This is a genomic window from Citreicella sp. C3M06 (assembly GCF_018860705.1).
GTDB lineage: Bacteria > Pseudomonadota > Alphaproteobacteria > Rhodobacterales > Rhodobacteraceae > Salipiger.
In genome coordinates this window covers 35,796-61,686 of the sequence record NZ_JAHKQA010000031.1, presented here as the reverse complement: position 1 = coordinate 61,686, position 25,891 = coordinate 35,796, and the positions used below count along the sequence as shown (strand labels likewise).

Annotated in this window: 26 protein-coding genes and 3 tRNA genes; 18 read left to right on the top strand and 11 right to left on the bottom strand. The window is 65.7% G+C overall.

What is annotated here, in order from left to right; all coding sequences use genetic code 11:
* Positions 1–19 precede the first annotated feature (19 nt).
* Positions 20–178: a hypothetical protein gene (locus tag KO516_RS06260; RefSeq protein ID WP_216002936.1), complete on the top strand. Its 159-nt coding sequence runs from the start codon at positions 20–22 to the stop codon at positions 176–178.
* On the opposite strand, the gene KO516_RS06255 is transcribed toward KO516_RS06260, so the two are convergent.
* The 3 genes from KO516_RS06255 to KO516_RS06245 all read right to left on the bottom strand — a co-directional run bounded on the left by KO516_RS06255 (position 169) and on the right by KO516_RS06245 (position 1,907).
* Positions 169–244: transfer RNA gene (locus tag KO516_RS06255), tRNA-Val, on the bottom strand. The genes KO516_RS06260 and KO516_RS06255 overlap by 10 nt on opposite strands.
* 43 nt (positions 245–287) lie before the next feature.
* Entirely contained in the window at positions 288–977 is a 690-nt protein-coding gene (locus KO516_RS06250) for a GntR family transcriptional regulator (protein WP_216002935.1), read from the bottom strand.
* A gap of 27 nt (positions 978–1,004) precedes the next feature.
* On the bottom strand, positions 1,005–1,907 hold the full coding sequence (locus tag KO516_RS06245; RefSeq protein WP_216002934.1) for a hydroxymethylglutaryl-CoA lyase: 903 nt from the start codon (positions 1,905–1,907) through the stop codon (positions 1,005–1,007).
* Positions 1,908–2,025: 118 nt separating this feature from the next.
* Here KO516_RS06245 and KO516_RS06240 point away from each other — a divergent pair, with 118 nt between their 5' ends.
* The 4 genes from KO516_RS06240 to KO516_RS06225 all read left to right on the top strand — a co-directional run bounded on the left by KO516_RS06240 (position 2,026) and on the right by KO516_RS06225 (position 6,199).
* Positions 2,026–3,240, top strand: a complete 1,215-nt coding sequence (locus tag KO516_RS06240; RefSeq protein ID WP_216002933.1) for a CaiB/BaiF CoA-transferase family protein — start codon at positions 2,026–2,028, stop codon at positions 3,238–3,240.
* 79 nt (positions 3,241–3,319) lie between these two features.
* Positions 3,320–4,315: a TRAP transporter substrate-binding protein DctP gene (gene dctP, locus KO516_RS06235; protein ID WP_216002932.1), complete on the top strand. Its 996-nt coding sequence runs from the start codon at positions 3,320–3,322 to the stop codon at positions 4,313–4,315.
* A gap of 16 nt (positions 4,316–4,331) precedes the next feature.
* Complete coding sequence (locus KO516_RS06230; RefSeq protein WP_216002931.1) at positions 4,332–4,931, top strand: TRAP transporter small permease subunit; 600 nt, start codon at positions 4,332–4,334, stop codon at positions 4,929–4,931.
* Positions 4,928–6,199 carry a TRAP transporter large permease gene (locus KO516_RS06225; RefSeq protein WP_216002930.1) on the top strand — a complete coding sequence of 424 codons (1,272 nt, stop codon included), beginning with the start codon at positions 4,928–4,930 and terminating at the stop codon, positions 6,197–6,199. The genes KO516_RS06230 and KO516_RS06225 overlap by 4 nt, the downstream gene beginning before the upstream one ends.
* Positions 6,200–6,320: 121 nt before the next feature.
* On the opposite strand, the gene tpiA is transcribed toward KO516_RS06225, so the two are convergent.
* From tpiA to KO516_RS06205, 4 genes are all read right to left on the bottom strand, one after another.
* Entirely contained in the window at positions 6,321–7,073 is a 753-nt protein-coding gene (tpiA, locus tag KO516_RS06220) for a triose-phosphate isomerase (protein ID WP_216002929.1), read from the bottom strand.
* 91 nt (positions 7,074–7,164) lie between these two features.
* Positions 7,165–7,542 (bottom strand): iron-sulfur cluster assembly accessory protein, encoded by a 378-nt coding sequence (locus KO516_RS06215; protein ID WP_216002928.1) that lies wholly within the window; start codon positions 7,540–7,542, stop codon positions 7,165–7,167.
* Between the two features lie 201 nt (positions 7,543–7,743).
* Positions 7,744–9,399: a mechanosensitive ion channel family protein gene (locus KO516_RS06210; RefSeq protein WP_216002927.1), complete on the bottom strand. Its 1,656-nt coding sequence runs from the start codon at positions 9,397–9,399 to the stop codon at positions 7,744–7,746.
* 72 nt (positions 9,400–9,471) lie between these two features.
* Positions 9,472–9,828: an SUF system Fe-S cluster assembly protein gene (locus KO516_RS06205; RefSeq protein ID WP_216002926.1), complete on the bottom strand. Its 357-nt coding sequence runs from the start codon at positions 9,826–9,828 to the stop codon at positions 9,472–9,474.
* 342 nt (positions 9,829–10,170) lie between these two features.
* Between KO516_RS06205 and KO516_RS06200 the strand changes: the two genes are divergently transcribed.
* The 6 genes from KO516_RS06200 to KO516_RS06175 all read left to right on the top strand — a co-directional run bounded on the left by KO516_RS06200 (position 10,171) and on the right by KO516_RS06175 (position 14,539).
* Positions 10,171–10,440 (top strand): DNA primase, encoded by a 270-nt coding sequence (locus KO516_RS06200; protein ID WP_216002925.1) that lies wholly within the window; start codon positions 10,171–10,173, stop codon positions 10,438–10,440.
* A gap of 153 nt (positions 10,441–10,593) precedes the next feature.
* A tRNA-Asp gene (locus KO516_RS06195) sits at positions 10,594–10,670 on the top strand.
* A 34-nt stretch (positions 10,671–10,704) separates the two neighbouring features.
* A tRNA-Asp gene (locus tag KO516_RS06190) sits at positions 10,705–10,781 on the top strand.
* 193 nt (positions 10,782–10,974) lie between these two features.
* Positions 10,975–12,009, top strand: a complete 1,035-nt coding sequence (gene obgE, locus KO516_RS06185) for a GTPase ObgE (RefSeq protein WP_216002924.1) — start codon at positions 10,975–10,977, stop codon at positions 12,007–12,009.
* On the top strand, positions 11,997–13,103 hold the full coding sequence (gene proB / locus KO516_RS06180) for a glutamate 5-kinase (RefSeq protein ID WP_216002923.1): 1,107 nt from the start codon (positions 11,997–11,999) through the stop codon (positions 13,101–13,103). Before obgE ends, proB begins: the two co-directional genes overlap by 13 nt.
* 170 nt (positions 13,104–13,273) lie before the next feature.
* Positions 13,274–14,539, top strand: a complete 1,266-nt coding sequence (locus KO516_RS06175) for a glutamate-5-semialdehyde dehydrogenase (RefSeq protein ID WP_216002922.1) — start codon at positions 13,274–13,276, stop codon at positions 14,537–14,539.
* 33 nt (positions 14,540–14,572) lie between these two features.
* Here KO516_RS06175 and KO516_RS06170 read toward each other — a convergent pair whose 3' ends face one another.
* Entirely contained in the window at positions 14,573–15,175 is a 603-nt protein-coding gene (locus KO516_RS06170) for a histidine phosphotransferase family protein (protein WP_216002921.1), read from the bottom strand.
* A gap of 28 nt (positions 15,176–15,203) precedes the next feature.
* Between KO516_RS06170 and KO516_RS06165 the strand changes: the two genes are divergently transcribed.
* The 3 genes from KO516_RS06165 (at position 15,204) to KO516_RS06155 (ending at position 17,095) form a co-directional block, all read left to right on the top strand.
* On the top strand, positions 15,204–15,386 hold the full coding sequence (locus tag KO516_RS06165; RefSeq protein WP_216002920.1) for a DUF3553 domain-containing protein: 183 nt from the start codon (positions 15,204–15,206) through the stop codon (positions 15,384–15,386).
* Positions 15,387–15,509: 123 nt separating this feature from the next.
* Positions 15,510–16,268, top strand: a complete 759-nt coding sequence (locus tag KO516_RS06160; RefSeq protein ID WP_216002919.1) for a GNAT family N-acetyltransferase — start codon at positions 15,510–15,512, stop codon at positions 16,266–16,268.
* Complete coding sequence (locus KO516_RS06155) at positions 16,265–17,095, top strand: 1-acyl-sn-glycerol-3-phosphate acyltransferase (RefSeq protein ID WP_216002918.1); 831 nt, start codon at positions 16,265–16,267, stop codon at positions 17,093–17,095. Before KO516_RS06160 ends, KO516_RS06155 begins: the two co-directional genes overlap by 4 nt.
* A 29-nt stretch (positions 17,096–17,124) precedes the next feature.
* Here the strand turns inward: KO516_RS06155 and KO516_RS06150 are convergent, their stop codons facing one another.
* Positions 17,125–17,757 (bottom strand): thiamine phosphate synthase, encoded by a 633-nt coding sequence (locus tag KO516_RS06150; RefSeq protein WP_216002917.1) that lies wholly within the window; start codon positions 17,755–17,757, stop codon positions 17,125–17,127.
* A gap of 195 nt (positions 17,758–17,952) precedes the next feature.
* Between KO516_RS06150 and KO516_RS06145 the strand changes: the two genes are divergently transcribed.
* The 4 genes from KO516_RS06145 to KO516_RS06130 all read left to right on the top strand — a co-directional run bounded on the left by KO516_RS06145 (position 17,953) and on the right by KO516_RS06130 (position 22,913).
* Positions 17,953–18,696, top strand: a complete 744-nt coding sequence (locus KO516_RS06145; RefSeq protein WP_216002916.1) for an RNA methyltransferase — start codon at positions 17,953–17,955, stop codon at positions 18,694–18,696.
* Positions 18,697–18,756: 60 nt separating this feature from the next.
* On the top strand, positions 18,757–19,902 hold the full coding sequence (gene ctaA, locus KO516_RS06140) for a heme A synthase (RefSeq protein WP_216002915.1): 1,146 nt from the start codon (positions 18,757–18,759) through the stop codon (positions 19,900–19,902).
* Positions 19,899–21,371, top strand: a complete 1,473-nt coding sequence (locus KO516_RS06135; RefSeq protein WP_216002914.1) for a carboxypeptidase M32 — start codon at positions 19,899–19,901, stop codon at positions 21,369–21,371. Before ctaA ends, KO516_RS06135 begins: the two co-directional genes overlap by 4 nt.
* Before the next feature lie 69 nt (positions 21,372–21,440).
* The gene (locus tag KO516_RS06130) at positions 21,441–22,913 is read left to right on the top strand and encodes a pyruvate kinase (protein WP_216002913.1); all 1,473 of its coding nucleotides are present in this window, start codon (positions 21,441–21,443) and stop codon (positions 22,911–22,913) included.
* A 42-nt stretch (positions 22,914–22,955) separates the two neighbouring features.
* On the opposite strand, the gene purL is transcribed toward KO516_RS06130, so the two are convergent.
* Both purL and KO516_RS06120 read right to left on the bottom strand, forming a co-directional pair.
* The gene (gene purL, locus KO516_RS06125) at positions 22,956–25,115 is read right to left on the bottom strand and encodes a phosphoribosylformylglycinamidine synthase subunit PurL (RefSeq protein WP_216002912.1); all 2,160 of its coding nucleotides are present in this window, start codon (positions 25,113–25,115) and stop codon (positions 22,956–22,958) included.
* A 67-nt stretch (positions 25,116–25,182) separates the two neighbouring features.
* Positions 25,183–25,743, bottom strand: coding sequence for a DUF6151 family protein (locus KO516_RS06120; protein WP_216002911.1), 561 nt, complete (start codon positions 25,741–25,743; stop codon positions 25,183–25,185).
* Positions 25,744–25,891: the final 148 nt, after the last annotated feature.

Below are 25,891 nucleotides of genomic sequence, written 5' to 3'. Positions count from 1 at the left end.
ACAACATCGGTGGCGCGCGATGGGTCCGGCGCTGACCACCGTGGCACAGCCCGGGTTCGAGATCGGCCGCACCGCGGTGCAGCGCCTGATCGGCGTGCGTAAAAACCCGCGCGAAGCGAACGATTTCGCCACCGGCGTGCGGGTGTGTGTGTCTGGCAGGCAGGAGAATGGTGGGTGATGACGGGCTCGAACCGCCGACATTTTCGGTGTAAACGAAACGCTCTACCAACTGAGCTAATCACCCGGCCTGACGCGGTTTAGACAAGCCTGCCGCCGGTTTCAAGCACCTATCTTGCGATTTCGCTGTCTGACGATCGAGAGCCCCGCGCAAGCGCCGCCGCCGATTGCAGATGCGTACCCATCGCCATGGCCGCCCAGTCGGGGGCGCGGGCGGTGATGGCGTCGGCGATCTCGATATGGTGACGGGCCGAGCGCAGCATGTCGGTGTCGCGGTACAGACGAAAGGTGCGGGTCACCAGCGCCAGATGCACCACGACCGACAGCATCGCCTTGAGCCGCGCCGAGCGCGCCGCCTCCAGCACCAGCTGGTGAAAGGCGGTGTTGAGCTGCGACACGGCGGTGAAATCCGCTTCGCTTCGCGCCGGGACGCGGGCGGCCATCTCATGGGCAAGGCGGCGCAGCTCGGCGGCTTCTTCGGCGGTGGCATGCCGCGCGGCGCGACGGGCGGCGTAGGATTCCAGCATCATGCGGATCTCGAACACCTGCATGATCTCGTCTTCCTGCATCGCCACCACCCGCAACCCCGGACCGGCGTCACGGGTCAGCAGCCCTTCGAGCAGCAGCCGCTTGACCGCCTCGCGCACCGGGGTGCGCGACATGCTGAGCGTGTCGGCCAGATCGGCCTCGGTCACCCGTTCGTTGTCGCCCAGTCGCCCGGAAAAGATGCTGTCGCGGATCGCCTGATAGGCCTGGTCGGCGGCTGGCCCCTTGTTGGGGGCTGGCGTGATGTCGGTCATGCGGCGTCCTGCTGCTTGGGCGTCTGGTCAGGCCCGCAAGGCGGGCGGAAAGGTGCCGGCCTTCATTAGCATTCCCGGCACCTCGTGGCCAAGCTGCTCCTCGAGCCAGTCGGCGGCCTTGCAGGCCTTGTCGACATCCCAGCCGGTGGCATAGCCCGCACGGTGCAGCATCCATGCCAGATCCTCGGTGGCGATGTTGCCGGTGGCGCGCGGGGCAAAGGGGCATCCACCAACACCCCCGAGCGATGCATCGAAGCTGCGCACCCCGGCCAGCACCCCGGCCCAGGCATTGGCAAAGCCGGTGTTGCGGGTGTTGTGCAGATGCAGGCGAATCGGCAGTTCGGGCCAGCGGTCGCGCACCGCGCCAACCCGTTCGGCAATGTCGGCGGGGCTGGCCGCGCCGATGGTGTCGGCCAGCGTCAGCTCGGCGGGCATCACCGTCAGCGCGCGCTCGAGCACCTCGATCATCCGCGCCACCGGCATCTCGCCTTCGAAGGGGCAGCCGAAGGCGGCGGCGAGGGTCAAGCCCTTGCCGATGGGCGCATCGCTGCTGCCGACCCCATGCCAGAGCGCAATGCCTTCGTCGGTGCTCATGCCCTGATTGCGGGCGCTGAAGGTTTCCGGCAGCACGACGGCAAAGTTCACCTCGTCGAGCCCCGCCGCGACCGCCCGGTCGAACCCGCGCCGGTTCAGCGCAAGGCCGATATAGCGCGCCTTGCCGCGGGGCAGGGCGGCGGCCAGAGCCTCGGCGTCGGCCATTTGCGGAACCTTGTGGGGATTGACGAAGCTGGTCACTTCGATCCGCTCTGCGCCTGCTGCAATCGCCTGCGTGATCAGAGAGATTTTTGCATCCAAATTCAAAAGAGCCTTTTCGTTTTGTATGCCATCCCTTGGTGAAACCTCGACAATTTCGATATTATTCTTGCTCATTACCAGAATCCCGCAGATTTATATTTACAACTCAGGAAATAATGTATCCATTAATGGTATACCTGTCGATCCGGGATTTGCCGGTCGCAGGACGTGCAAGGCGAAGAGGAGAGCGCTGATGACACAACAGGACGCCCCCCGTCAGGGGCCGCTGTCGAACATTCGCGTGCTCGAGATGGGGCAATTGCTGGCAGGGCCGTTCTGCGGCCAGCTGCTGGCGGATTTTGGGGCCGAGGTGATCAAATGCGAACAGCCCGGTAGCGGCGATCCGCTGCGGGTCTGGGGGCAGGAAAAGCCCTATGGCAAGTCGCTGTGGTGGCCCGTGGTGGCGCGCAACAAGAAGTCGCTGACGCTGAACCTGCGCAGCCCGGAAGGGCAGGCCATCGTACATGAGCTGGTGGCCAGCACCGACATTCTCATCGAGAATTTCCGCCCCGGCACCATGGAGCGCTGGAATCTGGGCTACGAGACCCTGCGCGAAATCAACCCCGGCCTGATTATGGTGCGGGTCAGCGGCTATGGGCAGACCGGCCCCTATGCCAGCCGCGCTGGCTATGGCTCGATCGGCGAGGCGATGGGCGGCTTGCGCTATGTGGTGGGCGATCCGTCAACCCCGCCCAGCCGCATGGGCATTTCCATCGGCGACGAGCTGGCGGCGACCTACGCCTGTCTTGGCGCGCTGATGGCGCTGCACCAGCGCGGGCGCTCGGGGCGTGGGCAGGTGGTCGACAGCGCCATCTACGAGGCGGTGCTGGCGATGATGGAAAGCACGGTCAGCGAATATGACGTAGCGGGCTATGTGCGCGAACGCACCGGGGCGACGCTGCCGAACGTGTCGCCGTCGAATGTGTTTCCGACGCGCGATGGCAAGATGCTGCTGATCGCCGCCAATCAGGATACGGTGTTTCGCCGCCTTGCCGTTGCCATGGGCCAGCCTGAACTGGCGCAGGATGATCGCTACGCCACCCATGCGGCGCGGGGCGTGAACATGACCGATCTGGATGGGCTCATCGCCGATTGGACGGTGACGGTGGACCTTGAGCCGCTTCAGGCGCTGCTCGAAGAGCATGGCGTGCCCTGCGGGTTGATCTATTCCGCCGCCGACATGGTCAAGGATCCGCATTTCGCTGCGCGCGAGGCCATTGTCGAGCTGCCGCACAAGGATTTCGGCGCCATCAAGATGCAGAATGTCGCGCCGCGCCTGTCCGAAACGCCGGGCAAGCTGCGCCATGTCGGCCCCGATCTGGGCGAGCACACCGACGAGGTGTTGCGCGACCTGCTGTCGATGACCGGCGAGCGCATCGCACAACTGCGCGCGGGCGGCATCGTCTGAGCTACGCGCGGCAGGGCTGGAGGAGCCCGCGCCGCGCGTCAACCGCCCCGCCGGGGCATCTCTGGGAGGAGAGAGATCAATGAAAACCATCGTGACCGGCCTGTTGCTGGCCAGCACGGCGCTATGCGCCACCAGCGGCGCGGCCCTTGCAGAGCGCACCCTGCGCGCCACCGTTCAGGTGGCGGTGAACCACCCTGTCGGTGCCAATCTCGTGACCTTCAAGGACGCGCTCGAAGAGGTGTCTGGCGGCGAGATGAGCGTCGAGATCTACGACAGCGCGCAGCTGTTCAAGGGCTCCGAAGTGCCCAAGGCGGTGGCCAGCGGCGCCATCGACATGGGCGTGGTGCTGGCCGATGAATACAGCGGCACGCTGCCCGCCGCCGGGATCTTTTCGGTGCCGTTCCTGTTCCCGGACTATGCCACGCTGGCCAAGGCCGCCGATCCGGAAGGCCCCTTCCGCCAGACCTTTGACGAGATGATCGGTTCGACCGGCACCAAGGTTCTGTGGTGGCAGGATTACGGCCCGGTGCAGCTTTTGTCGAAGGGCGCGGCGATGACCGAGCCGTCAATGATGAAAGGCAAGCTGGTGCGCGCGCTTGGCAAGCCCTCGGGCGATTTCATCGACGCGGTGGGCGGCACGCCGGTGGTGATCGGCGGATCGGAACAGTTCATGGCCTATCAGCGCGGCACCGTCGATGTCGGCATGAGCGGCACCACCGCCGTGCAGTCTCGCAAGCTGTACGAAGTCATGGACACCATCACCATGACCAACCATTCGCTGGCCGAATTCATCGTGGTGATCAACAGCGGCCTGTTCGACAGCCTGACCGAACAGGAACAGGGCTGGGTCACCGAGGCTGCGATGCATGCCGAACACAGCCTGCGCGAAGAGACCGAGGCCAACAACGTCGCCTCGGCCAACTGGCTCGCCGATGGCCACGCCACCGTAACCGAGCTGACCCCCGAGCAGCTGAGGGCCTGGCAGGATGCCGCAGCCCCGGCGGTCGAGGTGTTTGTCCAGGACGCGGGCGAGGTCGGCCAGACACTCGTGCAAAGCGTCCAGGCGCTGTACTGACGCGGGCGCGCAGGCCATGGCCGTTGTCAGAGCACATCCCGAGCCCAGAGCGCATCGCGCGCCGGTGGAAAGCGGCCCGAAGGCGCTGCGCCTTGTCGATGCGCTGTCGCTTTGGGCGGCGCGGATCGCGGCGGTGATGATTTGCGTCATCGCCGCCATTCTCGCCTATGAGGTGGCGGCGCGTTACGTCTTTCACGCCCCCACCCGCTGGACCTCCGACGTGGGCACCACGCTGATGATCTGGCTGAGCTTTCTGGCCATGGCGCAATCGCTGCGCTCCGATGGCATGATCCGCATCACCGCGGTGATCGGCAACGCGCCCCCGGCGCTGCGCCGCCTGTCGCAGGCATTTACCCTGCTGGTGATCGCAGGGTTCTCGCTGATGGCGGTCTGGCTGTGCTGGGGCGCGATGGTCGAAAGCTTCAACATGGGGCGGCGGCAGCCGACCATGCTTCAGATGCCCGAATGGATCGCCGAAGCGCCAATCATCGCCGGATACGCCTGCCTTGCGCTTCAGGCGCTGGCTGATCTGATCCGCCTGCCGTTCCGGCCCGCGCCGGTTTTTGTCTCGTCCGAAGAGGCCGAGCTTCACGCCCTGAGCGAGGAGTCCCGATGATCCCGATCGCAATCGTTTCGACGCTGGTGCTGCTGCTGCTCACCGGCCTGCCGGTCGCCTTCGCGCTGGCCTCGCTGGGCACCGGGCTGATCGTGCTCAAGGGGTTGCCGCTGGCGCTGATCCCGACCAACCTGTTTGGCGCGCTCAATGATTTCGTGCTGCTGGCGGTGCCGCTGTTTCTGCTGATGTCGAACATCCTGCTGCGCGGCGGCGTCGGGCGCGACCTGTTCCGCGCGGTGCAAAGCTGGGTCGGCCATTGGCCGGGCGGCATTGGGGTGGCGGCGCTGCTGTCCTGCGGCATCTTCTCCGCCATATCGGGCAGTTCGGTCACCACCGCCGCCACCGTCGGCACCGTCGCCGTGCCCGAGATGACCAAGCGTGGCTACAAGCCTTCGTTCACGCTGGGGCTGCTGGCGGCGGGGGGCACGCTGGGCATCCTGATCCCGCCGTCGATCCCGCTGATCGTCTACGGCGTCATCGCCGAGGAAAGCATCGGCAAGCTGTTCCTTGCGGGCGTCGGGCCGGGCCTGCTGCTGATCACCGTCTTCGGGCTGTATACGGTGCTGTCGGCGGCCTTCAGTGACAATGCCAAGGCCAGCCTCCGCGCCACATGGCCCGAGCGGGCCGAGGCCACGCTACGGGCGCTGCCCACCGTTCTGCTGGCGGTGGTGATGCTGGGCGGGATCTACGCCGGGGCGTTTACCCCGACCGAGGCCAGCGCCATCGGCGCGACCATGGCGCTGGCGATCACGCTGGCGCAACGCTCGCTGAGCTGGGAGAATTTCCTTGCCGCGGTGAAGGACAGCGTGCAGACCACCACGGTGATCTTTCTCATCGTGGTCGGGGCCAAGATCTTTGGTCAGGCGATCACGCTCTACCAGATCCCGCAGCAGGTGGCGCATATCTTCGACACCCATGTGCCGGGCACCGTTGGCTTTATCATCATCGTCTCGCTGATCCTGCTGTTCATCGGGCTGTTCCTTGAAAGCATGTCGATGCTGCTGATCATGGTGCCGGTGCTGCTGCCCACGGTGCTGGCGCTTGGCATCGATCCGATCTGGTTCGGCGTCTATTTCGTGCTGCTGATCGAGATCGCGCTGATCACGCCGCCGGTCGGGCTGAACCTGTTCGTCATTCAGGCCATCGCGAACAAGCCGCTGGGCGTGGTGATCCGCGGCGTGGTGCCATTCGTGGCGCTGATGCTGGGGGTGGCGGTCTTGCTGTCGGTGTTCCCGCAGATCGTGCTGTGGCTGCCGTTCAACCTGTAACCAAGGCCCGCGCGCGGCGATGGTATCGCTGGAGCGCGGAGGGAAACTGGCCGGGCCGGGGCAGAGAAACGCCCCGGCCGCGAACCGGCCGAGGCGGATCGGCTTTCGCCTGTAAGATCGGTTAGCCGTCTTGCGACGCGGCGTTCAGCGCCTCGATGATCGGCACGAAATCGGCGGCCTTCAGCGAGGCCCCGCCCACCAGCGCGCCATCGACATTGGACACGGCAAAGATCTCGGTGGCGTTGGACGGTTTCACCGAGCCGCCGTAGAGCAGGCGGACCGAGCGGCCGACGCCCGAGCCAAAGCGCTTTTCAAGGCGGGCGCGCATGAAATCATGCACCTCGCCAATCTGGTCGGTGCTCGGCACCTTGCCAGTGCCAATCGCCCAGATCGGTTCATAGGCGATCACCAGATTATGTCCGGTCGCGCCGTCGGGAACCGATGCTGCCAGCTGCCCGCCGATGATCTCGAGCGTGTTCGCCGCCTCGCGCTGTTCAAGGCTTTCCCCGACGCAAAGCACCACCGTCAGCCCGGCATCCCATGCGGCAACGCATTTGGCGTTGACGTCGCTGTTGCGCTCGTTGTGGTCGGTGCGGCGCTCGGAATGGCCAAGGATGACATGGCTCGCGCCCGCGTCCTTGAGCATGGCCGCCGACACATCGCCGGTATGCGCGCCAGAAGCCGCTGCATGGCAATCCTGCCCGCCGATGGCGATGCCGCTTGCTGCCGCCGCTGCCGCGCCTACCAGCGTGAAGGGCGGGCAGATCAGCACCTCGGAGGCACCGGCGGCGGCGTCTGCCATACCGGCAAGTTCAGACAGCGCCTCGGTAAGGCCGTTCATCTTCCAATTGCCTGCGGCTAGCTTGGTACGCATGATCTCTCCCTTTGAAACTGTTGCGCACATCTTTCGCCGCAGCGGGCCGAGGTCAAGGGCAGGGCGGCGGGATTATCGCCGCAGGAGGCAATCAGTCGCGACGGTCCGCCGCCAGTTCCTCGACATCCTTGAATTTGATCGACTCGCCGCAGCCGCAGGAATCCGACACGTTCGGGTTGTTGAACCGGAAGCCGGATTCAAGAAGCTCGGTGAAATAGTCGATCTCGGTGCCGAACAGGAACATCTGCGCCATCGGTGCAATCAGCACGCGCGCACCATCCTGTTCAACGATTTCGTCGTTGGGCTCGGGCGCATCGACGAAATCCATGGTGTATTCCATGCCAGCGCAGCCGCCTTTCTTGATGCCGATCCGCAGACCGGCGCGATTGTCGCGATCCATGAGCTTGCGAACCTGCGCCACGGCGGCGGGGGTCATCGTCACGGCCTGTTTTCCGGGAATGCCGAACATCGGGCGTCTCCTTGATTAAGGGGTCAAACCTAATGCCTTGGGCGGGCGCACTCAAGGGGGGGCGTATGGCAAGAGCAGGGCGCGGCGCTGAAAATCCTTGAAACTGCGGGTTCACGCCGCGCCCTGCCGGGCGTTGCGCCAGAAGCGGCGCGGCGAAAGGGCGGCGCGCAGTGAGCTGTTGGCGCGCCGATCCGGTGCGGATCAGGCCGCTTCGGCGGGCGAGGCGCTCGGGAACATGGCGTGCGCGCCATCGTCGATCACGCGCGCCTCTTGCAACAATCGCTCGCGCACCTCGCATTCCAGCGCCCATGCGATATTGGGGTCTGGGGCGGGCACGAGGAACAGCACCGACTGGCCGAACACGTCATGCCCCTGCACATAGACGCCGCGATCGACCGGGCGGTCCGGGATGTCCTCAATGCTGTCGAGAATCTCGTGGTAGGCGCGGCGCAGCGGTTCGACATCGGCGCCGTGCGACAGGCGCAGCACCACTTCGCGGATCATGTAGGGATCGCGCATCGTCCAGTTTTCGAACGGCTCGCTGACGAAATCCACCACCGGCACCACCAGCCGCCGCCCGGTCCAGACGCGCAGTTGCACATAGGTGAAATGGATGCGCTCGACCGAACACAGCTGGCCGTCATACAGCACCCTGTCCCCGATCCGCGCCGACTGGTTCAGCGCGATCTGCAACGAGGCCATGATGTTGGTCAGGATATTGCGCCCGGCATAGGCAAGGATGATCGTTGCCGTGCCCGCCGATGCCAGCAGCGACAGCCCGAGCGAGCGCATCACGCTGGCCTCGCTGATGGTGATCCCGGCACCGACCAGCACCACGATCACGATCATCATGCGCCGCGCCGCCGAGACGCGGGTTGCGATGTTGCGCCGGGCCTCCTGACCTTCGCCCATCTCGGCCAGCTCGCCGCCGTCGAATTTCACCAGCCGCGACAGGATCACATCGGCAACGTTGACGATCAACCACAGCGCTGCGACCACGCCGCCAAGGATCAGCAGCGGTGACAAGATGGTGTCGATCCGCCCGGAAAACACCAGCACGTGATGGGTGATCAGCACCATCACCATGGTCATCACCGCCAGCGTCACCGGCGGGCGGATCGCCACCAGCATCGAGGTCGGCGCATCGCGGTGGGTGCGGGCAAGGCCGCGCGACAGCGCCCGGTTCACCACGAAACCGATCAGCCCGGTGACGGCAAGCGCCAGCGGAAAGGCGATGACCTCCCACCAGCGCAGGTTCCAGAACGCCTTGGTGCGCAGCGGTTCGGGCAGCATCAGTTCCAGTTCGGTCGGCCCATAGGCTTCTTCGAGCGCGGGCAGCGCCATCACTGTCTGCCGCGAGACCAGCCACGCCGGGTCTCCGACCTCGGGCTTGATGCGGTTGATGCGGATCGGGATCGGCCGGTCGTTCAGCTTGACGTACCACAGCAGCAGCGAGCGGCGCGGCTCGCCTGCCAGCGGCGTTTCGCTGCCGCGCTCATCCACCCCGTCGGGGCGGTCGCGCAGATCGTACCAGTCGATCATGATCTTGCGTTCAAGCAGGGTGGCAAAGGCCTTTGCCCGCTTTGGCCCCTCGACCGCCTGTTCGGAGGCGGGGATCGCCGACAGGTCCAGCAGATGCGCCGCGCCGTCCCAGTCTTCGGCATCGGCCCGGAACATGAAGCTTTCAAGGCTCGAACGCGGCGTGGTGCGATCAACGGTCTGCGGCGCGGTGCCAAGGCCCGGATTGATCAGCTCGACCTTGTACCAACGCTCTGGCTCGCTGCTTTGCGCGGCGAGCAGAGAGGCAAAGGCAAGCGACAAAAGCGCGAGCGCGGCGGCGAGGACAAGGCGATACATGCACCCAAACCGCGCAGGGCGGGTCGGGTTCCAGATTTTCCGCGCCCGTTGCACCCGGCGCGGGAGGCTCGCTTACATGAAGCCCAGTTCCAGCCGCGCCTCGTCGGACATCATGTCCATGCCCCAGGGCGGGTCGAACACCATCTCGACATCGACATCCCGCACGCCGGGTACGGCGCTGGCCGCATCCTGCACCCAGCCCGGCATTTCACCGGCCACCGGGCATCCGGGGGCGGTCAGCGTCATGATCACCCGGACCGAATTCGCATCGTCGATATCGATCGTGTAGATCAACCCGAGGTCATAGATGTTCACGGGGATTTCGGGGTCGTAGACCGAGCGGCACGCCTCGACCACCGCCTCGTGCAGCGGGTGCCCGGTGCTGGAGGGAGCGATCAGCGGCGCGCCTTCAAGCGGTGCATCGTTCATGGTCTGTCCTTTATGTGTCTTTCTTGAGAAAATATATAGGGAATGCGGTGACGCGGGTAAAGGGCGGGCGTCATGCCTGCAAGGGGTTGGGCTGGCGTGGTGATCAACCAAAGGACGAATTTACGCATAGCCAAACAAAGATATTTGAGAATTGTCGTTTCATGCTATGCCTTGGCCTGCGCCCGGCAGGGGCGGTCCGCCGCGCAAGTTCGGCTTTGTTCCTGAACCATTGAACTCATCGCGGGGATGCGGTGGCGACAAGGGCGGCGCAAGGCGGTCCGGGCCGGCGTTTGTTTGCCCGCCAACGATTTCTGGCGGAGTGGGAGTAAATGGGGAGGGGAAATGGTGTCTGACCGGGACGGGGATGTTCTCGAGGCGCTGGTGATCGAAGCTGGACGGGTGTCAGGACTGCGCGCTGTGCCGAGGCTGCTTCGGGCGGCGGCGGCGCTGGTTGAACATGCAGGCTATGAAATTGCCAAGGGCAACGAAACCGCGCGGGTGACGCAGGTGATTCTGCTTGCCGCCGAACTCGAACGCCTTTGCGCGACGCTTGAAAAGGCGGACCGCGATGCGCGGAACGGGGCCCCTTGGCAGAGTTCCAGCCCGGGATGACCGCCGCGCCCCGGTGTTTTCCGGCGCGCAGCAGGGCAGTTGGTAAGCGATGTGAAAAAAATGACGAAGGCACCTATCAAAACCGCTTGACGGCATCCGGGCCGCCGCCTAGAAGGCCCCCACGTTCGGGGAGACACTCCTCGGAGGCAGTGAGCGGTTGTAGCTCAGATGGTTAGAGTACCGGCCTGTCACGCCGGGGGTCGCGGGTTCGAGCCCCGTCAACCGCGCCACACTGCCCCGAAGAAGTCGCCCCGTGCTATATGCGCGGTTGTAGCTCAGTTGGTTAGAGTACCGGCCTGTCACGCCGGGGGTCGCGGGTTCGAGCCCCGTCAACCGCGCCACTTTCCTGTGACGCTCGTGATGTATGTTTCGACATGACATCGCGAGCGTCCGGGGGAAGCAGCCAAGCCACACAGTTTTCCAAGTCTTTTCAAAGCCGTTCGCCGTCCGATGCTTTCAGGATGCGCCGACGCTTGAGAACTGCGCCCGTTCAGGTTAAACGGCCCTCTGTTTCCAGATCCCAGGACCCCTCCGATGAAGTTCCTCGACCTTTGCAAAGTTTACATCCGCTCCGGCAGCGGGGGGAACGGCTGCATTGCGTTCCGCCGCGAGAAATTCATCGAATTCGGGGGCCCCAATGGCGGCGACGGTGGCTGCGGCGGCGATGTCTGGGTCGAAACCGTCGACGGGCTCAACACGCTGATCGACTTTCGCTACCAGCAGCATTTCTTTGCTGAAAACGGTCGCGCCGGCGCTGGCCGTCAGATGACCGGTCGCGACGGGAATGACATCATCCTGCGCGTGCCCGTCGGCACCGAGATCATCGACGAGGACGAAGAGACCGTCATCGCCGATCTCGCCACGCTGGGCGAGCGCTACCTGCTGGCCAAGGGCGGCAATGGCGGCTGGGGCAACCTGCATTTCAAGACCGCCACCAATCAGGCGCCGCGCCGCGCCAACCCCGGCCAGCCGGGGGTCGAGCGCACGGTCTGGCTGCGGCTCAAGCTGATCGCCGATGTCGGCCTGCTGGGCCTGCCCAACGCTGGCAAGTCGACCTTTCTGGCGGCCACGTCCAACGCCCGCCCCAAGATAGCGGACTACCCCTTTACCACGCTGCACCCCAATCTGGGCGTCGTCGGCGTTGATAACCGCGAATTTGTCGTGGCCGACATTCCGGGCCTGATCGAAGGCGCGCACGAGGGTCGCGGCCTTGGGGATCTGTTCCTTGGCCATGTCGAACGCTGCGCCGTGCTGTTGCATCTCGTCGATGGCAGCTCTGGCACGTTGCTTGAAGATTACGACACCATCGTCACCGAAATCGAGGAATACGGCGAAGGGCTGGCCGACAAGCCGCGCATCGTCGTGCTCAACAAGATCGATACCATGGATGACGAGGAACGCGCCTTCCTCAAGGACGAGCTCGAGGCGCATTCCGGCGAGACGGTGATGTTGATGTCAGGCGCGTCAAAAGAAGGCACCGTCGATGTGTTGCGCGCCCTGCGCCCCTATGTCGATGCCGCCCGCGCCCCTGTCGTTGCCCCCGAGGAAGACGATACATGGCGTCCCTGACCGCGGCCTCGCGGCTGGTCGTCAAGATCGGCTCGGCGCTTCTGGTCGACAAGGAAACCGGGGCGTTCCGGGGCGACTGGCTGCGCTCCATTGCCGAAGACATCGCGCAAATCCGGGCGCGTGGCACCGATGTGATCCTCGTATCCTCGGGCTCGATCGCGCTGGGGCGGGGCATTCTCGGGCTGCCGCGCAGCGCGCTGCCGCTGGAACAAAGCCAGGCGGCAGCCTCGGTCGGCCAGATCCGCCTCGCCCGCGAATGGGAAGAGGCGCTTGCCCCGCATGGCGTGGTCACCGGGCAGGTTCTGGTGACGCTCGAAGACAGCGCCGACCGCCGCCGCTATCTCAACCAGCGCGCCACCATGGAAACGCTGCTGGGCTTCGGCGTGGTGCCCATCGTCAATGAAAACGATACGGTGGCCACCGACGAAATCCGTTACGGCGATAATGACAGGCTGGCGGCGCAGGTCGCTGTCACCGTCGGCGCCGATCAGCTGATCCTGCTGTCCGATGTCGATGGCTTCTATAGCGCCAACCCGCAGCAGGACCCGGCCGCTTTCCGCTTCGAGCAGATCGACGAAATCACCCCCGAGATCGAAGCCATGGCGGGCGATGCCGGTTCGGGCCTGTCCAAGGGCGGCATGAAAACCAAGCTGATGGCCGCCAAGACCGCCACCGCAGCCGGCTGCGCCATGGCGATCACCGAGGGCTCGGTGCTGCACCCGCTTCAGGCGCTGGAAGATGGCGCCAATGCCACATGGTTCACCTCGCGGCTCGACCCGCACGCGGCCCGCAAGGGCTGGATCGCGGCGATGAAACCCTGCGGCGCAGTGATCATTGATGCGGGCGCGGCGCAGGCGCTTGGGCAGGGGCGCTCGCTGCTCCCCGTCGGGGTCACGGGGGCCGAAGGCAGCTTCGGGCGCGGCGATCCGGTGGCGATCCGCGATCAGCGCGGCGCCACGCTGGGGCAGGGCCTGACCCGCTACACCGCCGAAGAGGCGCGCCGCATCGTCGGCCTGCACTCTTGGGAAACCGAAGCCGCGCTTGGCTATCCCGGTCGCGCGGTGCTGATTCACCGCGACGATATGGCGCTCTGACAAGCGGCGCCGCGCCCGCCCTTCATCTTGCCAGATAAACTCCGGGGGGGGGGGGGCAGCGCAGCGCGGGGGCTGGCCCCCCTCCCGGCACAAACATCTTTGACTGGCCCGGCCCGGCGCGCGGCGCTATATGACAAGCTCCTGCCAATGATCCCAAGGGGTGATCCGCGATGAAAGACATGACCGACATTGCCGCCGTCATGACCGAAATCGGCCGCCGAGCAAAAGCGGCCGCAGCCGAGCTCGCCTTCACCCCGCCAGAGGCAAAGACCCGCGCGCTGATCGCCGCAGCCGACGCGATGAAGACCAGCCGCGCCGAGATCATCGCCGCCAATGCGCAGGATCTCGAATTTGGCCGCGAAAAGGGCCTGACCGATGCGATGATGGACAGGCTGACCCTCACCGATGCGCGCATCGCCGCCATCGAGGACAGCCTGCGCGCCATCGCCGCCCAGCCCGATCCCGTGGGCGAGGTCATCGCCGACTGGGACCGCCCGAGCGGGCTGCACATCCAGCGCGTGCGCACGCCGCTGGGCGTGGTCGGGGTGATCTACGAATCACGCCCCAATGTCACCGCCGATGCCGGGGCGCTCTGCCTGAAATCCGGCAATGCGGTGATCCTGCGCGGCGGCTCGGAAAGCTTCCATTCGTCGCGCGCCATCCATGCCTGCCTTGTGACCGGCCTGCGCGCCGCCGGTCTGCCCGAAGCCTCGATCCAGCTTGTGCCCACCCGCGAGCGCGCCGCTGTCAGCGAATTGCTGCAAATGACCGATTACGTCGATGTCATCGTGCCGCGCGGCGGCAAGGGGTTGGTCGGCCTTGTGCAGCGCGAGGCGCGGGTGCCGGTCTTTGCCCATCTCGAAGGCATCGTGCACATCTATATCGACGCGTCGGCCGATCCGGTTAAGGCGCTGTCTGTGGTGATCAACGCCAAGACCCGGCGCACCGGCATCTGCGGCGCCGCCGAATGCCTGCTGATCCATCAGGATGCGGTCGACACCATCGGGCAGGGCATCATCCGCGCGCTGATCGACGCCGGGATCGAGGTGCGCGCCGATGTGGCGTTGCAGGCGATTCCCGGCACCGTGCCTGCCAGTGACGCCGACTGGGGCTGCGAATATCTCGACAGCATCATCGCCGCAAAGGTGGTTGCGGATGAAGACGCCGCCATCGCCCACATCCGCGCCTTTGGGTCCAGTCACACTGATTGCATCCTCGCCGAGGACGAGACCGCCATCGCCCGCTTCATCGAACGGGTGGATAGCGCCATTATCATGGTCAATTCCTCGACCCAGTTCGCCGATGGCGGTGAATTTGGCATGGGCGCCGAGATCGGCATTGCCACCGGCAAGATGCACGCCCGTGGCCCGGTTGGGGCCGAGCAGCTGACCTCGTTCAAATACGTGGTGCGCTCGGATGGGGCGGTGCGCACGTAACCGCCCAAGCCGCCGGGAAACCGGCGGCTGCTGTCAGCGGATCTCGATCGACACGGCGGCATCGCCGGTGTGCACGGTCAGCTTGCGCCCGGCTTCGGGGACAAGCATCGCAAGGCAGGCGAACTGAACCCGGTCCGGCGCGATGTCGTCGGGCGCCTCGAGATTTCCCAGTGCCGACCAAAGCGCGGAATCCACGCTGACCCGGCGCCCGGTGCCGCTGATGCGCCAGATGCCATCGGCCTCCAGGATCTGCACCCGCCCGCCCAGCGGCAGCGCCGTCTCGCAGCACAGCGCTGCAAGATAGGCGATCTGCACCGCCTCGCGCGCAGCGCTGGTCTGCGGCTGCCAGTCCATCGTCATGCGCCCACCTTCGCAGTAATCGGTGATCAGCTTCGCCGCCTCGTTGTGGCCGACCATCTGTTCCGGCGAGGCTTTGCCAAAGGCGACGCGGAAAAAATTGATTCGCGCCCGCGCCGAGGCGCAGCTTTGCGCGATAAGCTCCATCTCTTCGGGTCCAGGGCTGCCTGCGAGGGCGATCAGTTCCAGCCCGTTGGATATCGCCCCGATGGGGCTGACGAGATCGTGACACAGGCGCGACCCTACCAGGGTGGCGAGTCTCGCGCTATGATCTGTCATGGTGGACTCCTTGAACGAAGGGCAGAAAATGGACGACCTGAACGCGATGCTTGAGCCTGGAATGCTGGTCACGCATCCCGAGCAGCCCGATTGGGGCACCGGACAGGTGCAATCCAATATTGCAGGCCGGGTCACGGTCAACTTCCGCGAACAGGGTAAGGTTGTTATAGACGGGCGACGTGTCGGCCTTGTTCCGGTTTTCGACAATTAGATTAAGCCTCCAGATATTTAGGATTGGTTAACGCCGGTCTGAGCGGGTTTGGCCAAAACCGGTTTTCCTTGCGGCGCTCTGGCCTTAAACACGCAGGAGGCGGGGCTGGGCCAAGGAGGGGCAATGGCACTGGACGAGACCGAATTCACCGTGCGGCTGGCCCGGTGCGCGCAAGACATCCGCGCGGCGCAGCGCCTGCGCTACGAGGTCTTTGTCGAGGAGCTGGGCGGCTCTGGCGCGCTGGTCGACCATGACGCGCGGCTGGAACGGGATCGATTCGATCCGTTCTTTGACCATCTGCTGCTGAGGGATGCGCGGCGCGGCGATGCGGTTGTCGGTGTCTACCGGCTGCTGCGCGACGATCAGGCCCGCGTTGCCGGTCAGTTCTATTCCGAAGACGAGTATGATCTTGAACCGCTGCGGCGCTCTGGGCGGCGGCTGCTGGAGCTGGGGCGATCCTGCCTGCATCCGGATTATCGCGGCGGCACGGCGATGATGCATCTGTGGCAGGCGCTGGCCGGGTATGTCGCCGAGCACGGCATCGAGGTGCTGTTCGGCACCGCGTCCTTTCACGGCACCGATGTCGCGCGGCTGGCCGAGCCCTTGTCACTGTTGCACCACCGCCATCTTGCGCCAGAGGCGTTGCGGGTGCGCTCGCGGGTGTTTCAGTCGATGGATCTGCTGCCCGAGGCGCAGATCGACCGCAAGCGCGCCATGCTTGAGGTGCCAGCCCTGATCAAGGGCTACCTGCGGCTGGGCGGCACGGTTGGCGAGGGGGCCTTTGTGGACCATGCGTTTAACACCACCGATGTGTGTCTGGTGATGGACACAGAACGCCTGAACGCCAAGGCGGCGGGCATCTACACGCGGGCGCGCGGATGAGCCCGACTTGGCGCGGAGAGCCGCCCGAAGACACGCCGCTGGGGCCGGGGGGCTGGGCGCTGGCACTGCTGCGCGGGCTGGTGCTGACGGGGGTCTTGCTGGTCGGGGTCTGCATCACGCTGCCGCTTCGGCTGCTCGAGATCGTCGGTTTTGGCGGGCGTCGCAGGGTCACGCCCTACGTGACGCAATACGCCTGCCGGGCGGCGATGGGGGTTCTTGGCATCCGGGTTGAAAGCCGCGGGCCGCAGATGTCGGGGGCTGGCTCTTACGTGGCGAACCATGCATCGTGGCTCGATATCTTCGTGCTGAACGCCCACCGCAACCTGTGCTTTGTTTCCAAGTCCGAGGTGGCGGGCTGGCCGGGCATCGGACCTCTGGCAAAGCTCACCGGAACGCTGTTTATCGCGCGCGATCCACGCGCCGCGCTTGAGCAACGCAAGCTGTTCGAACGGCGCCTGTTGCAGCGCGACCGGCTGCTGTTCTTCCCAGAAGGCACCTCGACCGACGGTCAGCGGGTGCTGCCATTCAAATCGACGCTGTTTTCCGCCTTTTATGCCGATGCGCTGCGTCACGAAATGCAGCTTCAGGCGGTGACGGTGGTCTATGAGGCCCCTCCGGGGGCCGACCCGCGGTTTTATGGCTGGTGGGGTGACATGACCTTTGGCGGGCATCTGCTCAAGATGCTCGGGACATGGCGGCAGGGGCGGGTGCGGCTGGTCTATCATCCGCCGGTGCGGGTGGATGATCATCCCAACCGCAAGTCGCTTGCCGCGCAGCTGGAACGACAGGTGCGCAGCGCCCATCCCTGCGGTCAGGTTGTCATCTGACCGCAGGTTGGTGGCTTGTCGTGCGAAGATCAGCCTTTGGTTTGTGCCATCGCCGCGGCAAGCCGGGCGATCGCCTGCGCCGGATCGTCCTGCGACCAGATTTCTTCGCCAATGCCGAAGAAATCGGTGACCGGGGTCAGGCTGGTGATCAGCGCGTCACTCAGGCCGCCTTCGGCGACGCAGGGCACTTCGATCATCTGCGACCACCATTCGAACAGCTCGAAATCGGCCAGAGTGCCATCGCCAAGCGCCTCGCCGGCGACCGGACCGAAGGTGACGTAATCAGCGCCGGCCTCGCAGGCATTCATCCCGTCATGGCGCGACGCCCCGCAAGAGGCGCCGACAATGGCGTCAGGGCCCAGTTCCTTGCGGGCGTGACGCACCGTGCGCGCGCCGTCGGTCAGATGCACGCCGTCAAGACCGAGCCGCTGCGCCAGACCGATATGGGTGTCGAGCACCAGCGCGATGTCATGGGCGTGGGCGACCTCGCGCACCGCGTCGGCGGCGCGCAGGATGCGGTCTTCGTCGCGGGTGGCAAGCGACAGCCGGATACAGGCGATATCGGCCGCATCAAGCACCTTGTTCAGCTGCTGGGGAAAGGCGGACAGGTCGAATTCGGGCGGCGTGATGAGGTAAAGCTGGGGGAGGTCGGCTTCGTCCATGGTGCTATTCCTTTGCGCGGTCGGGGGTCTATATCGCGACAGGGTGGCGGCTGCCAAGGGGCGCTGTTGACCGAGGGCGTGCCTGTGGCGCGGGCGGGATGCCTCCGGCGGGGATATTTGGGGCCAGAAGAGGCCCGGGCGCTTGCTCTTGGAGGCCTGTGGCCTTAGGGGAAGCCGCAAACCGATGGAGGGGCAATGCCCGGCGATCTGAGACAACCGGCTTTCGTGCTTGTGCGCCCGCAGATGGGCGAGAATATCGGTGCGGCGGCGCGGGCGATGTGGAATTTCGGCCTTGACCGGATGCGGCTGGTGAGCCCGCGTGACGGCTGGCCGAACCCGGCGTCGGCGGCGATGGCCTCTGGCGCGGGGCGGCTGCTGGATGAAGCGCAGCTGCATGAGGATGTGGCGAGCGCGGTCGGCGATTGCGATCTGGTGTTTGCGACCACGGCGCGTCAGCGTGGCCTGACCAAGCCGGTCTATTCCCCCGAAGAGGCGATGAAGGCCGCCGCCGACCGGCTGGCCGAGGGCGGGCGCGTGGCGGTGATGTTCGGCCCTGAGCGCGCGGGCCTTGAGAATGGCGATGTGGCGCAGGCCAATGCCATCATCTCGGTTCCGGTGAATCCCGAGTTCCCGTCTTTGAACCTTGCGCAATGCGTGCTGCTGTGCGGCTATGAGTGGCGGCGGGCTTCGGGGCGCATCGAGGCGCGGCGGGACGAGCTGGCGGGCGCGCAATGGGCCAGCACCATCGAGGTTGAAAAGCTCGCCGAGCATTACGAGCAGCGGCTGGACGAGGCAGGATTCTTTTTCCCCGAGCACAAGGCGGCGTCGATGCAGCTGACCTTGCGCAACCTCTGGAGCCGTATGCCGCTGACATCCGAAGACGTGCGCACGCTGCACGGTATCCTGCGTCAGATGGTGCGCTGGAAGGAGCGCGGCTGAGCGCTTGAAGCGGGGCGGTGCGCCGCCTATCGTCCGCCACGACCGAGACAGGAGAGATCCATGGCCGAGAAGCGCAAGCTGTTCGAGGAGGTGGGCGCAGAGCAGCCCAAGGCAGTGCCCGCAGGCGGCATGATCGACAAGGGGCGCGGCGGTGCGCGCGGTGCGATCCGCCTGTGGCTGATGCTGATCTTTGCGCTGGTGGCGGTGATGATCCTTGTCGGCGGGCTGACACGGCTGACCGACAGCGGATTGTCGATCACCGAGTGGAAGCCGCTGAGCGGCGCCTTGCCGCCTCTGAACACGGCGGCATGGCAGGCGGAGTTCGACCTGTATCGACAGATCCCGGAATTCCAGTTGCAGAACAATCAGATGACCCTTGCTGAATTCAAGGGGATCTACTGGTGGGAATGGGGCCACCGCCAGCTTGGTCGGGTGATCGGGCTGGTCTGGGCCGTCGGGTTTCTGGGCTTTCTTGTCGCCAGAAAGATCCCCACCGGCTGGACCGGGCGGCTGCTTGGCCTTGGCGCGCTTGGCGGGCTTCAGGGGGCGATTGGCTGGTGGATGGTGTCGTCCGGGCTTGGCGGCGAGATGCTGGACGTGGCGTCTTATCGGCTGGCGATCCATCTGGGGCTGGCGTTTGTGATCTTCGGGATCATCGCGTGGTATGTCTTTGCCCTTGGGCAGAGCGAACGGGCCTTGATGCAGGCGCGCCGGGCCCGCGAGGCCAAGCTGTTCAGCATGAGCACCGGGTTGCTGCATTTCGCCTTTCTCCAGATCCTGCTGGGCGCGCTGGTCGCCGGGATCGACGCCGGGCGCAGCTATACTGACTGGCCGCTGATGGCGGGCGGTTTCATCCCGCCGCAGCCGTTCCAGCTTGAGCCATGGTGGCGCAATTTCTTCGAAGAGCCGGGGCTGGTACAGTTCATCCACCGCATGAGCGGCTATTTGCTGTTCGTCTTCGCCGGGGTGGTCTGGCTGCGGGCGCGCCGCTCCCCCAATGCGAACACGCGCTTTCGCTTCAACGCCGTGATGGCGATGATTTTGGTGCAGATGGTGCTGGGCATCGTCACCGTGCTGTACGCGGCGCAGCTGCATATCGCCATCACCCACCAGCTGGGCGCGATCCTGCTGTGGGTGCTGATCATCCGAGCCCGGTTCGGGGCGCAATATCCGCGGGTGCAATCCATTCGAGAGGCTTCCAGATGACTGCGTTCGACGACTTGCTGGCGCATCAGCGCGAGACCGGCGCGCTGGCGCAGGTTGCCGGCCGGCTTGGCTGGGATCAGGAAACCGTGATGCCCGCCGGGGCGGGCGATCAGCGCGCCGAAGAGCAAGCGGCGATGGAATCGGTGCTGCACGCGCGGCGCACCGATCCGCGCATCGGCGCGTGGCTGGCTGCCATCGACGCCGCGGCGCTGGACGATGAAGGCCGCGCGCAGATCCGCCATATCCGCTGGAACTATTCCCGCGCGCAGGCGATCCCGGCGGATCTGGCCACGGCGCTGGCGCGGCTGACCAGCCGGGCGCATCAGGCTTGGGCGGCGGCGCGGGCCTCGGATGATTTCAAAGGCTTCGCGCCGCTGCTGGCCGAGGTTGTGGCGCTCAAGCGCGAGGAGGGCGCGGCGCATGGCGGCGATCCCTACGATGCGCTGTTGCAGGATTACGAACCGGGGGCCAGCGCCGCGCAGCTGGGCGAGATGTTCGGCGCGCTGCGGCCCCGGCTGGTGTCGTTGCGCGCCGCCTGCCTTGACGCGCCGCAGCCCGCGCCGCTGAGCGGCAGCTTTGATGCCGGGGCGCAGATGGCGCTGGCGCAGCGGCTCGCCGGGGTGTTCGGCTATGATTTCGACCGCGGGCGCATCGACAAGGCGGTGCATCCGTTCAGCTCGGGGTCGGGCGATGATGTGCGCATCACCACCCGCACCGCGGTGGATGATCCGCTCAACTGCATCTACTCGACCATCCACGAGACCGGCCATGCCTGCTATGAACAGGCGATCCGCCCGGCCTATCGCCTGACGCCGCTGGGCGAGGGCGTGTCGATGGGCGTGCACGAAAGCCAGAGCCGGATCTACGAGAACCAGCTTGGCCGCTCGCGCGCCTTTACCGGCTGGCTGCATGGCGCGATGCACGAGGCGTTCGGCACCGAGGTGCCGGGTGGGCCGGAGGCGTTCTACCGCGCAGTCAACCGGCTTGAGAACAACTTCATCCGCACCGAGGCGGACGAGGTGCAATACAACCTGCACGTCTTGTTGCGCTTCGATCTGGAGCGGGCGCTGATTTCCGGCGATCTGGCGGTGAGCGATCTCGAGGCGGCGTGGAATGATCGCTTCAAGGCGGATTTCGGCTTTGACGTCGACAAGCCCTCGCACGGGGTGTTGCAGGATGTACACTGGTCGGCCGGGCTGTTCGGCTATTTCGCCACCTACACGCTGGGCAATGTCTATGCGGGCTGCCTGAACGAGCATCTGCGCGCTGCCGTGCCGACGCTGGATGATCAGCTTGGCGCAGGCGATCTAAGCGCCGCGACCGGCTGGCTGCGCGAGAACGTCCAGCAATATGGCGGGTTGTATGAGCCGCGCGAGGTCATCGCGCGGGCCTGCGGCGGCGCCGCGCCCAGCGAAGAGCCCTTGCTGCGCTATCTCGAGGCCAAGTTCGGCGATCTCTACGGGCTCTGAGCGCATCCCGCCTGTCACCGGCTTGTCACGTGGCGGGTCTATGCGGGCGGGAAACGGGAGTCTGTTTAGATGCTGGATCGTGGATGCGCTGCGCTCAGAATCGAGGTGCACGCGCTGCGCGAGGCGGTTCTGGGCGGCGCCGCCACCCGGCTGGCGAAGTGGCATGGCTGGATCGAACGCGACGCCTATCGTCCGAGCGCCGGGAATCTCGCCCAGCATCTGGCCCTGCGCCAGCACGACATCCGCCCGCTGCAGCTGGCATTGATTCAGTGTGGGTTGTCCTCGCTCGGCCGGGCGCAAAGCAGGGTGATGCCCGAACTCGACGCGCTTTGCACCGTGCTGGATGCGCTGAGCAATAGCGACATGGTGACGCCGGTGCCGGGCGAGCGTTTCTTTGTCGGGCAGGCACGCATCGCCGCACGCGCCGAAGCGCTGTTCGGCCCGTTGCCGCGCGGATCGAAGCAGTTGATGGTGACGCTGCCAACCGAGGCGGCGGACGGCCCGGCGTTTTGCGAACAGCTGGCGCGGGCGGGGGCTGGGGCGGTGCGGATCAACTGCGCCGATGACGGCCCCGCGGCGTGGCGAGCGATGATCGAACACACCCACGCTGCCGGCGGGATCACCGGGCGGCGGATGAAGGTGCTGATGGATCTGCCGGGGCCAAGGATCCGCACTGGCGCCATGTCCGACACCAAGGGGCTGCGGCGCATCCACCAAGGCGACGCGCTGGCATTGGCGCTGCCGGGGCGGCTGCACGACGTGCCGCGCGGCGTTGCCGGGATCGAATGCAGCCTTGCTGCGCCAATCCATGCGCTATGCGCGCGCCAGCGGGTGTTTGTCGATGATGGCAAGCTGGCCTGCCGCGTGGCGCAGCGCGCGCCTTGGGGCGTTTTGCTGACCGTGGAACGCGCGCCGCCGCAAAAGGGCTACAAGCTCAAACCCGATAAACGGCTGAACTTCCCCGATTGCGCCCTCGATATCCCGGCGCTGACAGCGCACGACCGCGACGCGCTGCGCTTTGCGCTCGATCACGCCGACGGGGTGGCGTTTTCCTTTGTGCAGCGCGTCGGCGATGTCGAGGATCTGCATGAGTTTATCGCTACCGAGCGCCCTGGCAGGGCGCAGAGCTTCGGGCTTGTGCTGAAGATCGAAACCGAACGCGCCCTGCGCAATCTGCCCGACATGCTTGTGCGCGCGGCAGGACGCCAGCCGACGGCGGTGATGATCGCGCGCGGCGATCTGTCGGTCGAGATCGGCTTTGCCCGGCTGGCAGAAATCCACGAGGAAATCCTGTCGCTGTGCGATGCGGCGCAGGTGCCGCTGATCTGGGCGAGCGCGGTGCTGGAAAGTTTCCTGAAGACCGGGCTGCCGACGCGGGGCGAGATGAGCGATGCGGCGATGGGCGCGCGGGCGCAATGCGTGCTGCTGAACACGGGCCCGTATCTGCTGGACGCGATGGCAGAACTGACCCGGCTGTTCGACCGCATGCCCGAGCATCTGAGCCGACAAGCGCCGCAACACGGGCCGCTGGCAAGTTGGTGATCGCCCCGGCCACCCTGATGAGAGGGCGGCCGGGGCGGCGTATCAGCCGAAGGTCGCGCCGAAGGTCGCCTTGTAGGTCTCTTGCAGCTCTGCCAGCGGCGCTTCGGAGCCGCCCAGCCGGACCGTGTCGCCGGTGAACTTGCCGACGCTTGTCAGGGTGACGCCAGCCTTGCCCGCCTCGATCATCAGTGCCTCGGCGCAATCGTAGTTGCAGGCGATCAGGTAGCGGCCCTGATCCTCGCCGAACAGCTCGGCGGTGTCGCTGCTGTCAAGATTCACCCCGGTGCCAGAGGCTTCGGCCATCTCGAAGGCGGCCATGGCCAGCCCGCCATCGCCAAGATCGGTGCAGCAGTTGATCCATGCCCGATGGGCGAGGATGAATTCGCCGTTGCGACGTTCCTCATCCAGATCGACATGCGGCGCATCGCCGTCTTCGCGGTTGAACACCTCGGCCAGCAGGGCGGACTGCCCCAGATGACTGCCGGTCTGGCCCAGCAGCAGCGCCACATGGCCATCGCGCGCATAGCCAAGGATCGGCTCTTCGCCCGCCGCGATCAGCCCCACCGCGCCGATGGTCGGGGTGGGCAGGATGCCGGTGCCGTCGGTCTCGTTGTAGAGCGAGACATTGCCCGACACGATCGGCATATCCAGCGCGATGCAGGCCTCGCCGATGCCGCGCAGGGCCTCGACGAACTGGCCCATGATCTCGGGCTTTTCGGGGTTGCCGAAATTGAGGTTGTCGGTGGTCGCCAGCGGCCGCGCGCCGACGGAGACAAGGTTGCGCCATGCTTCGGCCACCGCCTGCCGCCCGCCCTGCACCGGGTTGGCCTTGACGTAGCGCGGCGTCACGTCCGAGGTGAAGGCCAGCTTCTTGTCGCTGCCATGTACGCGGATCACCCCCGCGCCAAAGCCGGGGATGCGTACGGTGTCGGCCATGACCTGACTGTCATATTGCTGATACACCCATTCGCGCGAGCAATAGTTCGGCGAAGCCAGCAGCGCCTTCAGACCGTCGATGGGATCGATGCCCGGCACGTCTTCAAGCGGGGCGGCGGGCTCGGTTGCCACCCATGGGCGGTCGTATTCCGGGGCCGAGGAAGACAGGCGCGACAGCGGCATGTCGGCCTTGACCTCGCCATTGTGCACCACAAGGAAGCGATCCTCGTCGATGGTTTCGCCGACGATGGCAAAGTCGAGATCCCACTTGTCGAACACCGCCTTGGCCTCGGCCTCCTTGGAGGGATCGAGCACCATCAGCATGCGCTCTTGCGATTCCGACAGCATCATCTCGTAGGCGGTCATGTGCTTTTCGCGCTGCGGCACCTTTTCCAGATCGAGCCGGATGCCAAGGCCACCCTTGTCGCCCATTTCCACCGCCGAACAGGTCAGACCCGCCGCGCCCATGTCTTGAATCGAGATGACAGCGCCGGTCTGCATCAGTTCCAGCGTGGCTTCCATCAGGCGCTTTTCGGTGAACGGATCGCCAACCTGCACGGTGGGGCGCTTGGCCTCGATGGTCTCGTCGAATTCCGCCGAGGCCATGGTGGCGCCGCCAACGCCGTCGCGGCCGGTTTTCGCGCCAAGGTAAACCACCGGGCGCCCGACGCCGCTGGCCGCCGAGTAGAAGATCTTGTCGGTATCGGCGAGCCCCGCCGCAAAGGCATTTACAAGGCAGTTGCCATTATAAGCGGAATGGAAGCGCACTTCGCCGCCCACGGTCGGCACGCCGAAGCAATTGCCATAGCCGCCGACGCCTTCGACCACGCCATGCACCAGCTGGCGGGTCTTGGGGTGCTCTTTGACGCCGAAGGACAGCGAGTTCATCGCCGCGATGGGACGCGCGCCCATGGTGAAGACATCGCGCAGGATGCCACCAACGCCGGTCGCCGCGCCCTGATAGGGTTCGATATAGGACGGGTGGTTGTGGCTTTCCATCTTGAACACCACCGCCTGACCGTCGCCGATATCGACCACGCCAGCATTCTCGCCGGGGCCGCAGATCACCTGCGGGCCAGTGGTCGGCAAGCCCTTGAGATGGAGCTTGGACGATTTGTAAGAGCAATGCTCGTTCCACATCGCCGAAAAGATGCCCAGTTCGGTGAACGTCGGCTCGCGATTCAGGATCTGCAGGATCCGCGCGTATTCATCCGGCTTGATGCCGTGTGCCTCGATCAGCTCTTCGGTAATCGCCGGTTCCTGCATGAGATATCCCCTGTGGCCAAGTTGAGCGCTCTTTACGCCAAGGGCGCGCGCGTTGGAAGGGCCGGTATCAGCGTGTTGCCGAACTGCGCTCTTGCGGCGTCAATATGCGGGCGGGGCGGATCGGCTGACCGGCTTTGTCAAAGAACGGGTTGGCGCGGCTGCCCTGTATCAATGCGCTCAGCGCGCGCAGCATGATCGCCGCGCCCGCCATGCCAGCGCCATGCTCGCGCAGCCTGTAGCGGGCGCTTTGGGTGAACACCCGTGCTCGGACCTTGCCAAAGCGCGTCTCGTCCGCGGGCAGCACGACGCCGACAAAGGGAAGCAGCGGTCTGGGCAGCGTGTTGGCAATAGCGGTGCCGCAACAGCCCGCGTGCCAGCGCAGCAGGCCCTTTGGCGACAGGCGCAGCAGGGCAAGATGCTCGGCCCCGCGGGTGATCTGCACCCGGTCGGGCACGGTCTGAAAGAGTGTCGTGCCGCCCGCCGCGTCCAGCGCCGCGCCAGCGTCCAGCACCTGCGCCGCCGTCTGGCAATCCTTGCAATGGCAGATCACCAGCATACCGGGGCTGCGCGGCGCGACGCGCCACGCCATGGTGCCGCAACGGCAACTCAGCTCTCGGGTGTCGGGCATCGGTGTCTCCTTGTTGCAAGGCATACCAAGGAATCCGGAGGCCGGGCCAAAAAAAAGGCCGAGCTCAAAGCTCGGCCGAAGTCCAACAGGGAGGTATGAAGATGATGCGCCGAATGGCGCTTCAACCTTCATCTGCCGAATATGTCAT

Coding starts and splice junctions, on each gene's coding strand:
- KO516_RS06230 (WP_216002931.1), top strand. CDS start 4,332: ATGGCCGTTGTCAGAGCACATCCCGAGCCCAGAGCGCATCGCGCGCCG.
- KO516_RS06135 (WP_216002914.1), top strand. CDS start 19,899: ATGACTGCGTTCGACGACTTGCTGGCGCATCAGCGCGAGACCGGCGCG.
- proB (WP_216002923.1), top strand. CDS start 11,997: ATGGCGTCCCTGACCGCGGCCTCGCGGCTGGTCGTCAAGATCGGCTCG.
- KO516_RS06245 (WP_216002934.1), bottom strand. CDS start 1,907: ATGAGCAAGAATAATATCGAAATTGTCGAGGTTTCACCAAGGGATGGC.
- KO516_RS06260 (WP_216002936.1), top strand. CDS start 20: ATGGGTCCGGCGCTGACCACCGTGGCACAGCCCGGGTTCGAGATCGGC.
- KO516_RS06210 (WP_216002927.1), bottom strand. CDS start 9,399: ATGTATCGCCTTGTCCTCGCCGCCGCGCTCGCGCTTTTGTCGCTTGCC.
- ctaA (WP_216002915.1), top strand. CDS start 18,757: ATGGCCGAGAAGCGCAAGCTGTTCGAGGAGGTGGGCGCAGAGCAGCCC.
- dctP (WP_216002932.1), top strand. CDS start 3,320: ATGAAAACCATCGTGACCGGCCTGTTGCTGGCCAGCACGGCGCTATGC.
- KO516_RS06170 (WP_216002921.1), bottom strand. CDS start 15,175: ATGACAGATCATAGCGCGAGACTCGCCACCCTGGTAGGGTCGCGCCTG.
- KO516_RS06205 (WP_216002926.1), bottom strand. CDS start 9,828: ATGAACGATGCACCGCTTGAAGGCGCGCCGCTGATCGCTCCCTCCAGC.
- KO516_RS06130 (WP_216002913.1), top strand. CDS start 21,441: ATGCTGGATCGTGGATGCGCTGCGCTCAGAATCGAGGTGCACGCGCTG.
- tpiA (WP_216002929.1), bottom strand. CDS start 7,073: ATGCGTACCAAGCTAGCCGCAGGCAATTGGAAGATGAACGGCCTTACC.
- KO516_RS06225 (WP_216002930.1), top strand. CDS start 4,928: ATGATCCCGATCGCAATCGTTTCGACGCTGGTGCTGCTGCTGCTCACC.
- KO516_RS06175 (WP_216002922.1), top strand. CDS start 13,274: ATGAAAGACATGACCGACATTGCCGCCGTCATGACCGAAATCGGCCGC.
- purL (WP_216002912.1), bottom strand. CDS start 25,115: ATGCAGGAACCGGCGATTACCGAAGAGCTGATCGAGGCACACGGCATC.
- KO516_RS06200 (WP_216002925.1), top strand. CDS start 10,171: ATGGTGTCTGACCGGGACGGGGATGTTCTCGAGGCGCTGGTGATCGAA.
- KO516_RS06240 (WP_216002933.1), top strand. CDS start 2,026: ATGACACAACAGGACGCCCCCCGTCAGGGGCCGCTGTCGAACATTCGC.
- KO516_RS06155 (WP_216002918.1), top strand. CDS start 16,265: ATGAGCCCGACTTGGCGCGGAGAGCCGCCCGAAGACACGCCGCTGGGG.
- KO516_RS06120 (WP_216002911.1), bottom strand. CDS start 25,743: ATGCCCGACACCCGAGAGCTGAGTTGCCGTTGCGGCACCATGGCGTGG.
- KO516_RS06215 (WP_216002928.1), bottom strand. CDS start 7,542: ATGTTCGGCATTCCCGGAAAACAGGCCGTGACGATGACCCCCGCCGCC.
- obgE (WP_216002924.1), top strand. CDS start 10,975: ATGAAGTTCCTCGACCTTTGCAAAGTTTACATCCGCTCCGGCAGCGGG.
- KO516_RS06160 (WP_216002919.1), top strand. CDS start 15,510: ATGGCACTGGACGAGACCGAATTCACCGTGCGGCTGGCCCGGTGCGCG.
- KO516_RS06250 (WP_216002935.1), bottom strand. CDS start 977: ATGACCGACATCACGCCAGCCCCCAACAAGGGGCCAGCCGCCGACCAG.
- KO516_RS06150 (WP_216002917.1), bottom strand. CDS start 17,757: ATGGACGAAGCCGACCTCCCCCAGCTTTACCTCATCACGCCGCCCGAA.
- KO516_RS06145 (WP_216002916.1), top strand. CDS start 17,953: ATGCCCGGCGATCTGAGACAACCGGCTTTCGTGCTTGTGCGCCCGCAG.
- KO516_RS06165 (WP_216002920.1), top strand. CDS start 15,204: ATGGACGACCTGAACGCGATGCTTGAGCCTGGAATGCTGGTCACGCAT.